6 protein-coding genes, 1 tRNA gene and 2 pseudogenes are annotated in these 13361 nt (G+C 35.8%); 5 read left to right on the top strand and 4 right to left on the bottom strand.

Annotated elements, in window-relative coordinates:
• Window positions 1-579: 579 nt before the first annotated feature.
• Window positions 580-2577, bottom strand: a complete 1998-nt coding sequence (gene ligA, locus OPR49_RS06325; protein WP_265026985.1) for an NAD-dependent DNA ligase LigA — start codon at window positions 2575-2577, stop codon at window positions 580-582.
• 214 nt (window positions 2578-2791) lie between these two features.
• On the opposite strand from ligA, the gene gltX reads away from it, so the two are divergent.
• Window positions 2792-4114: a glutamate--tRNA ligase gene (gene gltX, locus OPR49_RS06320; RefSeq protein ID WP_265026984.1), complete on the top strand. Its 1323-nt coding sequence runs from the start codon at window positions 2792-2794 to the stop codon at window positions 4112-4114.
• A 382-nt stretch (window positions 4115-4496) separates the two neighbouring features.
• On the opposite strand, the pseudogene OPR49_RS06315 reads toward gltX, so the two are convergent.
• A pseudogene (locus OPR49_RS06315) lies at window positions 4497-5360 on the bottom strand (IS982 family transposase); the annotation flags it as partial.
• Between the two features lie 86 nt (window positions 5361-5446).
• Between OPR49_RS06315 and OPR49_RS06310 the strand changes: the two are divergent.
• A pseudogene (locus OPR49_RS06310) lies at window positions 5447-5716 on the top strand (phage portal protein); the annotation flags it as partial.
• A 519-nt stretch (window positions 5717-6235) separates the two neighbouring features.
• On the opposite strand, the gene OPR49_RS06305 reads toward OPR49_RS06310, so the two are convergent.
• Together OPR49_RS06305 and murJ are read right to left on the bottom strand one after the other, a co-directional pair.
• Window positions 6236-8779, bottom strand: coding sequence for an AsmA-like C-terminal region-containing protein (locus OPR49_RS06305; protein WP_265026983.1), 2544 nt, complete (start codon window positions 8777-8779; stop codon window positions 6236-6238).
• A 3-nt stretch (window positions 8780-8782) separates the two neighbouring features.
• Window positions 8783-10270 (bottom strand): murein biosynthesis integral membrane protein MurJ, encoded by a 1488-nt coding sequence (gene murJ, locus OPR49_RS06300; RefSeq protein ID WP_265026982.1) that lies wholly within the window; start codon window positions 10268-10270, stop codon window positions 8783-8785.
• A 150-nt stretch (window positions 10271-10420) separates the two neighbouring features.
• Here murJ and OPR49_RS06295 point away from each other — a divergent pair.
• The 3 genes from OPR49_RS06295 (at window position 10421) to mnmG (ending at window position 13361) form a co-directional block, all read left to right on the top strand.
• Window positions 10421-10496, top strand: a tRNA-His gene (locus tag OPR49_RS06295).
• A 66-nt stretch (window positions 10497-10562) separates the two neighbouring features.
• Window positions 10563-11006 (top strand): hypothetical protein, encoded by a 444-nt coding sequence (locus OPR49_RS06290; RefSeq protein ID WP_265026981.1) that lies wholly within the window; start codon window positions 10563-10565, stop codon window positions 11004-11006.
• Window positions 11007-11426: 420 nt separating this feature from the next.
• A complete protein-coding gene (gene mnmG, locus OPR49_RS06285) occupies window positions 11427-13361 on the top strand; it encodes a tRNA uridine-5-carboxymethylaminomethyl(34) synthesis enzyme MnmG (RefSeq protein ID WP_265027545.1) in 1935 nt (644 codons plus the stop codon).

The following is a 13361-nucleotide window of genomic DNA, read 5'->3' as shown; positions in this document are numbered from 1 at the left end:
CATAGTAAACGACGTCATGAAGGTAGCTGACACTGGTTCCTTTATGACGGCAGTGCTTGACACTGGGATGGCTTTGTTGCATCGCACCTTATGCGATAGTAATTTACGATAAATTCATGTAGCCATTTCGAATTTAGCCATACCAATGTCAGTAAATTGATTGTATCTGTTCAGGCAATGGCGTCAACTTAAGGAAAAATATCAGCGATAGTGTATAAAATTTCTCTCTAAATTTTTTATCATTAAATTATCCAAAGAGTGCAATAAACAGCACTTTTGTTTCTGTTTTATTTCAACAAAGAAGTCTAAAATGTGTCCTTAAGTTGACGCCATTGTCTGTTCAGGGGAGTGGCTAATGTACAAATATTGAAGCAAAGTGCATGACACACAGATGTACGAACATTTGTTTGCAAAGGTAGTTTGTACAACAAATGGTGTCATTCCAGTGTCAAGCACTGGAATGACACCATCATAAAGTGAAATTAGATTCCAGTGTCAGCTACTTGCATGACACCATTTGTTGTAAACTCACTTTTACTCTATGGTCTTGCCGCTATCCTGAACGGATACATCCAAGTATCATTTGAACACTCCCAAACTTATCACTTTATGCCACTGGTCTTCATCTAAAATTTCTACACCTAATTCCACTGCCTTTTTATATTTGGATCCTGGTTTTTCTCCTGCAATTAGGTAGTCAGTTTTAGCAGAAAGATGTGAGCTGACCTTTGCTCCCAGAGTTTTGGCTCTTACTTTTGCCTCTCCTCTACTCATAGCAAGTAGCTTACCAGTAAACACTATAATTTTATTATTTAAAACAGAGTCACTAGAGTTGGAGCTCACAGGAAGAATTTGAAGACAAGCAGTAAGATCATTTAACATTTTGATGTTATGTTCCTTAGAAAAAAATGATTCCAAAGATTCAGCCCCTTTTTTTCCTATGCCGTCTATACCTACTAGCTCAGTATTATCTGATGACAGTTCAATCATCGAATTATACCAATTATCATAAGAAACATAGTAATCTGCAAGCAATTCTGCTGCAACTTGGCCAATAAATCTAATACCTAAAGAAAATATAAATCTATCTAGAGTTATTACCTTTCTGCTTTGTATAGCATTTAATAAATGAGCTATTGATTTCTTGCCCCAACCAGGCTGTTCTTCCAGATTAAATTCATCTAATCTTTCTTCTAAAGTAAAAATATCATGGATTTGTTTTATCAGACCAAGGTCGTAAAAAAACTCTATCTGCTTATCACCAAGGCCAACAATGTCAAATGCATCTTTCGACACAAAATGCTTTAGTTTTTCTATTATTTGAGCTTTACAGGCAAATTCCTCAGGACATCTTACTGCCGCCTCTCCCTCAACCTGACGTACTTTACTACCACATTCAGGGCATACTTCAGGAAATACAAATTCAGGTGTATTTGGAAGACGAGAATCTCTGCTTACTTCAATGATCTGGGGAATTACATCTCCTGCCCTTTTGATTGTTACAATATCTCCCTCTCTTATGTCTTTACGTTTTATCTCATCTTGGTTATGCAGACTTGCTCTACTAACTAGCACCCCACCAATATTGACTGGCGCTAAATCTGCAACTGGAGTTAAAACTCCTGTTCTACCCACCTGTATAAATATCTTATTTAACTTTGTTTTTGCATAAACCGCAGAAAACTTGTATGCAAGTGCTGAGCGCGGTGCTTTGTGAGTATTCCCTAGACGATTTTGTAGTACCAAATCATTTACTTTATAGACTATTCCATCAATATCATAATCCAAGTTATAGCGACAATTATAAATCTCGTTATAGAACTTCAGCATTCCATCCAAACTACTCGTTAAGGACTGATGCTCATTTACGCAAAAACCAAGTGCCTCAAGCTTATTTAGTATTTCACTTTGACTTTTCTCTGCTCCACCAATCAAAGAATAAGCAAAATATCTAAGTGGTCTACTTGCTGTAATGTTTGCATCCAATTGCTTCAGAGAACCAGCGGCTGCATTTCGAGGATTGGCAAATTCATCGTTTTCATTTAACTTTAAAAAGTCGCTGTTACTGATGTATATTTCACCTCTTACTTCTAGTCTTCCTTGCACACCTTGCAAAAACTTAGGAAAGCCTTTTATTGTTGCAACATTGTGAGTGACATCTTCTCCTACAAAACCGTCGCCTCGAGTTGCAGCTTTAACAAATCTTCCATCCTCATAAATTGCAGAAAACGACAACCCATCAATTTTTGGCTCACATAATATCTCTATTTTGTCCTCAATTAAAAACCTCTTTATTTTAGACAAAAATTTCTCTACACCTTGTTCATCATAAGCATTCTCAAGGGAAAGCATAGGTTCTTGATGTTCCACCTTAGAAAACCTCTCATCAGGTGAAGCACCAACACTATCTTGTGTTGCATAAGCTTCTGGAAGTTGTGCCTCTATTTTAGCTAACTTTTTCTTCAGTTCATCATATTCAGCATCACTTATTTCTGGCTTATTTTTTTGGTGATACAAAACATTATGATAATTTATTTGATCTTGCAGTTTTTCTCTCATCTTTTTTAAGTGAGTCATGATACCAATATAATGCTACATTAGCCTTTGTCGTCAAGTTGTGAATTTTCTTGAATTTATCATATGGTCTTAATCCATCAAATATCAAAGGTGCCACAATGCTATAGCCATACTTATTCTTCTCTTGCTCAATTGTATTAGCAGATCTCACTTGCTTTAGCCATATGTTTATATAAAATTAAAATAAATTAGAGTAAACAATATTGCTATTTAAATGCTAACAAGATTCGCTCCAAGCCCAACTGGCTATCTCCACGTAGGAAACGTACGAACTGCTTTGGTTTGTTGGATGTACACACGTAATCAAAATGGAAAATTTTTACTCCGTTTTGATGATACTGACCTTCAGCGTTCAGATGTCAAATATATAAATAATATCATAGAAGACCTAAAATGGATTGGCATAGATTGGGATGCAAGTTTCAAGCAATCAGAGCGCTTTGAGCGTTACAATGAGGTGTTTTTGCAGTTAATAAAAGAAGGGCATATTTATGCATGCTATGAAACAAGAGAAGAGTTAGACATTAAACGAAAATTGCAGTTAAAACAAGGACTTCCCCCGGTATATGACAGAAGCGCGTTACTTCTAACTGAGCAAGAGAAAATTCGTTATGAGCAAGAAGGACGAAGACCTCATTTTAGATTTAAATTGGATAGAAATGAAGTTGTAAAATGGAATGATGAAGTTAAAGGTGAAATAAATATTGCAACCAGTAGCGTCAGCGACCCTGTGGTAAAAAGAGAAGATGGAATTTACACATACATGTTACCTTCTGCTATCGATGATGTTGACTTTAATGTAACTCATATTGTACGCGGGGAAGATCATGTAACTAATACCGCAGTTCAGATCCAAATGATTAAAGCATTAAAAGCGAAAATCCCTACATTTGCTCACCTTTCTCTACTACATTTTGATGATAGCAAGATATCGAAACGGAAAGGCGGGCTGGATATCAAGTCCATAAGAGAAGATGAAATTGAACCAATGGCGCTAACTAGCTATTTAGTGAAGCTCGGAACATCTGATCCGATAGAAGCTTATGTTGACATACAGTCTTTAATTGACTCATTTGACATTAAAAAATTTAGCTCAGCATCTGTACAATTCAGCTTGAGTGAAATATATAAGCTAAATAGCAAAGTTCTGCAACAAATGCCATTTGAAATGGTGCAAGACCGTTTAAATCAAATTGGAGTGGACTCCTCAGAGTTTTGGTATTTTATAAGGAACAATATAGAAAGGTTTTCTGAGGTGGCCAAGTGGTGGAAAATATGCAAATCTGATATAGAGCCTGTGATTCTTGATAAGGAGCTTATAAAAATTGCGTTCAATGCATTGCCCCAAGGTGATTGTAATGAAAACACGTTGTCAGAATGGGTCAAAACTATTCGACAAACAGTGGATATAAAGGCAAAAAACCTATTTACGCAGTTGCGTTCAGCTTTAACAGGAACAGAAACAGGACCAGAGCTCGCTAAACTATTAATTTTTATCGGCAAAGAAAATATCATTGCAAGGTTAAAAGAAAAGTGAAAACTAAAGAATTATAGCTAATGCAATCCCTACGTCATACCGCGATTCATTCGCGGTATCCCTTAGCCGCTAACAAGCAGCGGGATGACGATTGTCAGGGTGTCACTCCAGCGCCCCTATGATGTCATCCGAGTAGCCGACACTGGTTTCCATCCAAGACGGTGTCATTCCAGTGCTTGACACTGGAATCCAGACTTTAATTGTTATACTTGTAAATAATCTGGTGAAAATAAACGTTCATCTCAAAATGCAGTATTTTTGTTGAAATAGCTCAACTGGATCCCAGTGTCTGGGCACTGGGATGACACCATAGGAGGCTACTTGGATGACAAAAAAAGGAGCACTGACCTCTCTTGGGCTCTTTTAACGCTAATTCTGGATTAAGGAAGAAAGTATAGGAAATAGAAGTCTTTTTGGATTTCACGGAATAAGAAATGAGAGTAGAAAAGATGTGAACCAAGAAATTAACAGGAGATCTATGGCGAGTATGTTCAATTTCAAGTATATTTTTGAGGTAGCCAAAAACCGTCTCAATGATGGACCTTTTTCTTAGCAAAATCTTTTCATTTAGTGAAATTAATGTGTTTTTCATCCCCTTTTTCACCTTGGTAACAAGTTTCAAACCGCGGTTAAACAACTCTTGAAAAAGCTCCTTTTTAATATAACCCTTGTCACCAAACAAAAGACCTGTTAATTTTTTTGTCAGATTTGGTACAGGTTTTCTGTCATCAACATTCCCTTTTGTTAGCGTCAGTGGCTGAATTTCTCCTTTATCATTGATAACTAGATGCAATTTGAAACCAAAAAACCAGCCATAAGTACTTTTGCTTAATTCTGCAATGTTAGCAAAAACTTTATTTTTGGAAATTCTTTTTGCATGGCAAACTGCAACAGAGGTTGTATCAATATATGAAATTCCAGTATTTTCTGACTGTCCACAAAGCCACTGTAATAACATTGCTAAATGCCAGAAAACTTTAGGTTTTAGTGCAACAAACCTGGTATATGAAAGCAACTTTGGAAACTCTGATTTGTAGAGCAATGTTAGGTAATGTAGATAGAAAGTTTTAAAATTTTTGCACGGAGATTGCTGATAGAGAAGGATTATTGTCATGATTTCTGAATGCGTAATTTTCGCTATTCTTGTGGGTTTTTTACCACTTGTCAGTAGTTTATCTGCAAAATTTTTCTCTATATCTCTGCAAAAATCATCGACCAAACAAAACAGTCTTGTTATATCTTCCATGGGTAACCTCATCTATTTTTTTATAATTGTTGAGTTTACCCTACTTTCCTGCCTTTTCTATTTTCCTTTAATCCAGAATTCGCGTTTATAGCAATTTAGTCGAAGCACGCTTGTCCCTCTGGGAGCAGACGGTTTTACCAACGCTAGAAAATATTATCTGTCACCTGAATTCTTGGCTGATACCAAGATTTGGTGAAGATCTGTGCTTGTCGTATGACAAAGATGCAATAGAAATTCTCATAGAAAAGAGACAAAAGTTGTGGAAATACGTAGAAAATGCAAGCTTTATGACACTCAATGAAAAAAGGGAAGCATTTGGCTTGCCACCGCTGCCGGGTGGGGATAAGCTGGATTAAAATTTTTATATACAATGTAAGTATAATAATAGACTTCTTGTATAACCATTGTTTATATGAAAAACCGGTAGCCCACTCTTTGGCAGCGTGTAACGCTGGAATCTCATTCCTTAATTTCACAATGTAAAAATTGCACCTATTTGCAAGCAATAATTTGTATCTGTTCAGGATAGCGGCAAGGTAGTATAACCATAGAGTAAAAGTGAGTTTACAACAAATGGTGTCATCCCAGTGCTTGACACTGGGATCCAGCCTTGCCGTAATCTCATCAAGAACGTTGTATAACACTTTTATGCTTACCAACTTAGTGCTCAATCAAAATTCCTAGATCCCAGTGTCAAGCACTGGGATGACAAGAAAGAAGCACTGGCTCTTGGATGGAAACCAGTGTCAGCTACTTTCATGACATCGTTTACTATGTCCATATTGCAATGTTCGTACAGTTGTATGTCACGCTACTTGGATGACAGGAGGTAATGCAAAAAGCCTATTGTTCCCTAAACCGTACACCTAAGTGAATTAACTATTTTTCTTGCCAACCAGAGCGATGAAGATTTGGTCTACATCAAAACTCATCTTAGGACGCCAAATAGGGCCATCCAAATGCATATCGATATAGATTGGATTACTATAATTTGGTGGTATGAAAAAGAACCTGAATATAGAATTTAAAGTGAAGTTAGATAAGGTTAAATTAGAAGAGATTGATCCTGATGCTTGATCAATCCCGAACTGTAAACTAGTTGAACATATACCACTCTTAATACTTGCTTTTCCGCTAATATTTTCAAAAAATGTCTTGCCATTATATATATCAACATAAGCAAGTGTGGAAATTTCAGATTTATTCTTACTGCTTAACAAATTAGTGATAAATGAATTAAAATCCACATTAGTAACTTCTATTCCTTGCGCTTGTAAGTTTACATCTCCTGATAAGTTACTAGCCCAATCATGAAAACTTTTTCCTTGAGTTTTGATTTCACCATTTAAGCTTACCTGACCATTTACATTGTCAATTCCTATAACCTTACCAATCTTTTTAGTGTCCAAATTTACAATAGAAAACCTTGTATTCATTGAGTCTGATCTTAAATAACCCTGAAAAAACACTTGCTCATGTTCTAATACGTAACTTATCTGCCTGATAGTGATAGTGTTGTTTCTCATTACCACATCCAAATTAAAATCTTTCAAAACATTCTGCTCGGTTTTAAATTCTGCAGTATTGATTTGCACATTTGCATCAAAGCCTTCTTTATCATCCAAAAAATCAAGCTGCTTTGTTGACCATTGAATTTGATCTATCTCATTTCTTGAATTTCTTTTCGTCTCTACTAAATTCGGTAATTTAAAGATATTTCCATTAAATTTACTGCCCGTAAGGTTAACATCTAATAAAGGTTTGGCGTATTTTTGATCTGCTAATATTTTTGCATTACCGGTAATATCGAAATCTTCTCCAGATAGTTTTATTTTATCTGCAACTAGCTTACCTTTTTCCATTTTTAGCAAAAAATCCAAATTTTTAATTTTCGTATCATTCAATGTAAGGTTATTAACACGGGCCTTTATATTTGCATCATACTGAAAATTTTTCAGCCATTGCATTTTAGGTAAACTGCTAAATAATGAATGATCATATTTATCTGCATCAAGATTATGCATGCTAAATTCACCATCGATCACACTGCGTTTTTTTGTGTGGCTTACTCTAATTGATCCTTGCAAGGATTCCTTATTATTTAGCAGTCTAATATCTGAGATAGATAATATTCTTGGTGCAAGGTGCAGTTTAGAACTTAGTGTAAATTGATTTTTCTGGTTTTCTTTCATCTTTATAGAAGGGAAAAAACATGAAATGAATGACTCAAAATCATTTCCTTCTACTAACAAATCACCGTTGAATTCAGATAGGACATTATTGTTTGAGATCTCTCCTGATAAGTAAGATATATTATTGATTCCAGGAAATTTAAGAAGCGTATTAACTTTTACTTTGCCATCAGTGGATTTTAGTACAGCACGGAAATTGTCCAATATTTTGTTTTGATATTGAATGTTAGAAGCTTCTATATTAAAATTTAAGCTCAAGTTCTTTGGCACAACTGCTCTAAAGCATTCCAGAAGGTCTTTTATATTTGTTGTTTTTTGTGAATTGTCTTGTATGGAATCTAAGTCAACTTTACTGAAGCTAATATTGAGATTAGTGTGATTGCCTTTTCTATCGTTTTGTATTGTACCACTGGCTTGCATGCTTTTGGAATCAATTTTTAAGTCAGTTGCCGTAAACTCACTTTCATTAAGACTTATATTGGATGATATCTTGATATTTTCGCTAGGAATAACACAAGAGAGAAAGCTAAGATTAATGATTTTTGCTAAATCACTCACAGAACAGGAACTGTTATTAATTGTTAATGTTAAATTACCCTGGAGTTCTTCTTGATTTCTATTACCTGTAAATAGCAAATTTACAAAATTTGATTCAACACTAATGTGTACATTCTTTTTTGTGATATCAAGCTTTCCTGAAAAATCGTAATTATTATCACCTACCTTTACTTTACCGGAGAATTGCCTATTTTTTTTTACAGCAACCTCCTTTATGTTAACAATATCAGCGAAATCACTCTTAAAACTTACTTGGCTGTCTTTTATTACTATATCGACTGTGTTACCACTGGCTTTTGTATTTATAATATTAAGTAAATTTTCTTTGTTGCTTTTCATACCAAACAATGTGATTGACTTTGGTTGCAACGAAAATAAAAACAACGATAGGAGTGACGGTTTTACCTCAATTTTTCTTACACTAATTAAATCTGACAACTTTTGCTCTTTATTTTCGTTGTATTGTATATATACATTATAGATAGTGAGCTTTGGGGTAATCAATGAAACTTTGATTTTTCCTCCAATATGCACTTTAGCATCATACGTCTTCTCCAACTCTTTTATAATATATCCCTTGTAGCCACTCCAATCCTTAAAAGTTGCAGCAACGTGCATAAGAATTAATAGCAGCGAGATTGATAATATAGCATATAAAGAAAGTCTCATAATTTACACATGCTTAAAGTTTCCCTTAAATATTAAATAGAGAATACCAAAATAAACAATAACACTCAAAGCTATTAAAGTCGCTAAATAAACGATACGAGCCAACATTTTATCAAAAAATAATCCTGCCAACAAAGAATTAAAAATATAAAGGGCTATTGACATGACTACCGTTGCTACAAAAATTTTCATGATATTTAACAATAACGCTTGGCTAACCTTATACATTTTATTTATTGTTAAATAACTAATTAATAGAATGGAGTTTATCCAAGTGGAAACGGAAGTAGCAATAGCAATCCCCGTGTGCTGATACTCGTTCATTAACAAAAGGTTTAGCACTACATTAATTCCAAGGCACATTAGCGAAAATATGGTTGGTATTTTCAGATTGCCTTTAGCAAAAAATGTGGGTAGCAATACTTTATTTATAATAAATGCAGGTAAAGAAAGAGAAAATGCTATTAACATGGGAGCAGTTTGCTGCACTGCATAATGATCAAACCGGCCGTAAGAAAAAAGCGTAAGTAAAATTATGTCGGGAATAATGATAAAGGCAGCAGTTGTTGGCATAATTAACATTAATCCTATGTTGAGAGCCTTGCTTTGTATTTTGACTATATTTTCAGTATTATTCACCTGTTTTGAAATTAAAGGAAGAAGCACTGTACCAATTGCAGTACCGATTATTCCCTGCGGTAGTTGATTTAGCCTATCGGCATAATATATATAGGACACCGCATTTGGTATAAAACTCGCCATGATTGTATCAATCCATAAGCTTATTTGAGTTACACAATTGTTGATAATTGCAGGTATCACACGCTTAAAAAATAACCTTACTTCATTGCTTAATTCAAGGCTAAAAGAAAAAGCTGCCTTTAATTTATATGCACTAAATAGCATCAGCAACAACTGAAAAACTCCTCCTATCAGCACAGCTATAGAAAGGTTGTGCGCTGAGGTTTTTACGTAAGGCACAAACAAACTGATGATTAAACAAAGATTCAAAACGATTGGTGCAATAGCTGTTGAAGCAAAATGCTGCTTTACCTGCAGCATTCCACCAATAAGTGATGCAATTGAAACAAAGATTATGTAGGGCATCATAATTCTTGATAAAGTAACAGTAAGGGTAAACTTACTTTGGTCAAATCCAGGAGCAAAAATTTGAATCATATAAGGGGAGAAAGTTTGCATGATAAGGCAAAAAATTACTAAGATGATAAACGTAATGGATATTACACTACTTGCAAAATTAAATGCCTTTTTATTATCATATGATTCTGTTGAGTATAACGGTATGAATGAGGTAGTGAACGCTCCTTCTGCAAAAAATGCTCGAAATAGATTGGCAAAGCGAAACGAAGAAAAAAATATGTCTGCAAGAGAGTTTGCACCAATAACCGTAGCAATTAATACATCTCTTATTAACCCTGAGATCCTTGAAATAGCCGTAAAAAAACTAAATGTGAAAATACTTTTAAACATACCACTACTTCATTAGTGTCAATACGATTAACTATAATAGTAAAAGTATCAATGAAAATATTTATTGGCTAAACTTAAAACCCTCTGCAAAAGGAGAGTTAAATAATCAATTGACTATTTGCGCTCTTATGTTAGAAATTTTATATCTTGGCGGGCGTAGCTCAGTTGGTAGAGCGTCAGTTTGTGGTACTGAATGTCGCCAGTTCGATCCTGGTCGCTCGCCCCACTAAAATTTTCTGCTTTACAGAAATATGAACAAATGGTAATATTTATTTATCAATAAGGAGGTTGTATGGATGAAGGAGATTTAATACTTTTAGGTGCAGTATCGGTAATAGGTGCACTTACAGGTCTGGGATTGAGTTTTACAGCTTTATCACCTTTGGTTATAGGTGGAATTATTGCCGCCATTCCTGTAATATTATTAACTGCATATTTTATATGCGATAGTGTAAAAGAAGGAAAATTCTCCAAAGAAGCTCTTTTCTTCTTTGCTTGTATATGCGTTGCAAGCGTTGCAATTGGAGTTGGCCTTGCTGCAGCCGCAACTGCTATTTTTCCTGGTGCAATGCTTGGTGCAGCTTTAGCAGGTGCAACAATAGGAGTAATAGCGCCGATAGCAGGGTTACTTGCAACCGCGGCTATAATATCTGCTGCTAAAAAAGTGAATGAGCACATTATATCACCTATAGTTGAGCACTTTTCTTCAAAAGAGAAGGGGTACAAACCAGTTTAAGCTAACCAAGTAAGCTTTTCTGTTATTCCAGTGTGCAGCACATAGCTGCACGAACATTTGTTTACAAAGTCAGTATGTTAAGTGTTATAGCCGGTTTTGCCTCAAACACAAAGGGGTGTCATCCCAGTGCCCAGACACTGGGATCCAGTTTTCTATGCAATCTCACCAAAAACGTCTATTTAGTATAAGATCAGCTACTTTTATGCTCACCAGCTCAGTGTGCTTACTTACAATCAAATTCCTGGATGCCAGTGTCAAGCACTGGCATGACATCATTTGTCGTGCGAATTACCTTAGCAAAAACGAATGTGCGTATAGTTGTATGTGCAGTACGGAGTAACAGGAGAGGTATCACTATAAAATTTGACATTAACCGCTAATAGTCGGAATATTAGTAGGGTAAGAATTACTCAAGAAGGCATGCATAAATATGATGTAGTAGTAGTAGGTGGTGGCCATGCAGGGTGCGAAGCGGCTGCTGCGGCAGCTCGCCTTGGTGCAAACACGCTGCTTATAACTCATAAAATTTCAACTATAGGAGAGATGTCCTGCAATCCAGCAATTGGAGGAGTTGCAAAGGGTGGTGTAGTTAGGGAAGTTGACGCTCTTGATGGAATAATGGGAAGAGCAATCGATCAAGCAAGCATACACTCAGTCATTTTAAATAGCAGCAGAGGTGCAGCGGTGTGGGGACCACGTGCACAGGCAGATCGAAAATTATACAAGCAAGCAATACAGGAAATCATTCTAAATTATAACAATTTGACAGTAAAAGAAGAGTCAGTTGACGATTTCCTTATAGAGAGTAATAACAATGGAGAATTGTGCATTAAAGCTGTAATAACAAGCTCAGGGGAGCATATACTGACAAGCAAAGTCGTTTTAACTACAGGAACTTTCCTGCAAGGTGTGATTCATATAGGAGAACAAACAACCCCTTCAGGAAGAATGGGAGATAAGCCTGCCGTAGAACTTGCAAATACGTTGAAGAAATATAATTTCAAATTAGGTAGACTGCGCACCGGAACTCCACCAAGGCTCGATCGTGGCACTATAAATTGGTCAATATTGCAAGAACAAGTGGGTGATAATCCACCTGTGCCGTTTTCTTACTTAACAGAAAAAATTAACCAACCTCAGGTATCATGCTTTATTACCCATACTAATGAAAACACGCATAAAATAATTAGAGAGAATCTGCACAGGTCAGCTTCTTCATATTTAGATGATATTGTTGCACCAAGATACTGCCCATCAATTGAAGTTAAAGTTAAAAAATTTGCAGAAAAAAGTAGTCATCAAATATTTCTAGAGCCAGAAGGGCTTGACGATAACACTATATACCCGAACGGAATTTCAAATTCATTGCCTATTGAAGTGCAGTGTGAAATGATAAAGAGTATCAAGGGACTTGAAAACGCAGAAATACTAAGGCCTGGATATGCAGTTGAGTATGACTATATTGATCCACGAGAACTAAGCCATACTCTTGAAACTAAGAAAATTAAAGGCCTATATTTTGCTGGCCAAATTAATGGCACCACTGGATATGAAGAAGCAGCAGGGCAAGGAATTATTGCCGGGATCAATGCAGCACTTTCTGCATCTGAAAAAAAAGAAAGCTTTGTTCTCCATCGTACAGATTCGTATATTGGCGTAATGATAGATGATTTGGTCACCAAAGGGGTGATTGAACCTTATAGATTATTTACCTCGCGTGCAGAATATAGGCTAGCTATCAGGTCAGACAATGCAGATAGAAGATTAACACAAAAAGGTTATGATATTTCCCTTGTTTCGCATGAGAGATACTCTGTTTTACAGAATAAACTTGAATCCATTAAGCAGCTTGAAGAGAAGTTAGGGAGTTTGACGATTACTCCTGAGCAGCTTAGGTCTTATGGTATCAAAATATCTTATGATGGGATAAGAAAAACGGCACTAGATTTACTTAGCTATCCAAACATCGACTGGAATAAATTACAAGAAATATGGCCGGAGTTAAGCAGCGTCACGCGCTGGAATGACAAAATGGGACACACCAAAGCGGATAATAGAGCTAAGAATGAAATATGCGAAGCGGTTGAAATTGAAGCAAAATACAAACCTTATCTAATAAGACAAGAAGCAGATATGAAGTTTTTACGAGAGGAAATTAACACTCAAATTCCAATTGATTTCAACTATTCACAAGTTAAAGGCCTGTCAAGTGAGGTAATAGAAAAGCTGCAGACGATAAAACCAGCGACGATTGGCATTGCAAAGCAAATACAAGGCATCACTCCCGCAGCAATAGTGAGCATATTAGTGTATTTGAGAAACAGGAAAACGAAAGTAGCTGCTAATTCTGTGTGA

The organism is Wolbachia endosymbiont (group A) of Bombylius major (assembly GCF_947251895.1).
GTDB classification, from domain to species: Bacteria; Pseudomonadota; Alphaproteobacteria; order Rickettsiales; family Anaplasmataceae; genus Wolbachia; species Wolbachia pipientis.
This window is presented reverse-complemented; position numbering and strand designations above follow the sequence as displayed.

Excerpts from the sequence above, each read along its gene's own strand:
- ligA (WP_265026985.1), bottom strand. The coding sequence starts at position 2,577 with ATGACTCACTTAAAAAAGATGAGAGAAAAACTGCAAGATCAAATAAAT.
- gltX (WP_265026984.1), top strand. The coding sequence starts at position 2,792 with ATGCTAACAAGATTCGCTCCAAGCCCAACTGGCTATCTCCACGTAGGA.
- OPR49_RS06305 (WP_265026983.1), bottom strand. The coding sequence starts at position 8,779 with ATGAGACTTTCTTTATATGCTATATTATCAATCTCGCTGCTATTAATT.
- murJ (WP_265026982.1), bottom strand. The coding sequence starts at position 10,270 with ATGTTTAAAAGTATTTTCACATTTAGTTTTTTTACGGCTATTTCAAGG.
- OPR49_RS06290 (WP_265026981.1), top strand. The coding sequence starts at position 10,563 with ATGGATGAAGGAGATTTAATACTTTTAGGTGCAGTATCGGTAATAGGT.
- mnmG (WP_265027545.1), top strand. The coding sequence starts at position 11,427 with ATGCATAAATATGATGTAGTAGTAGTAGGTGGTGGCCATGCAGGGTGC.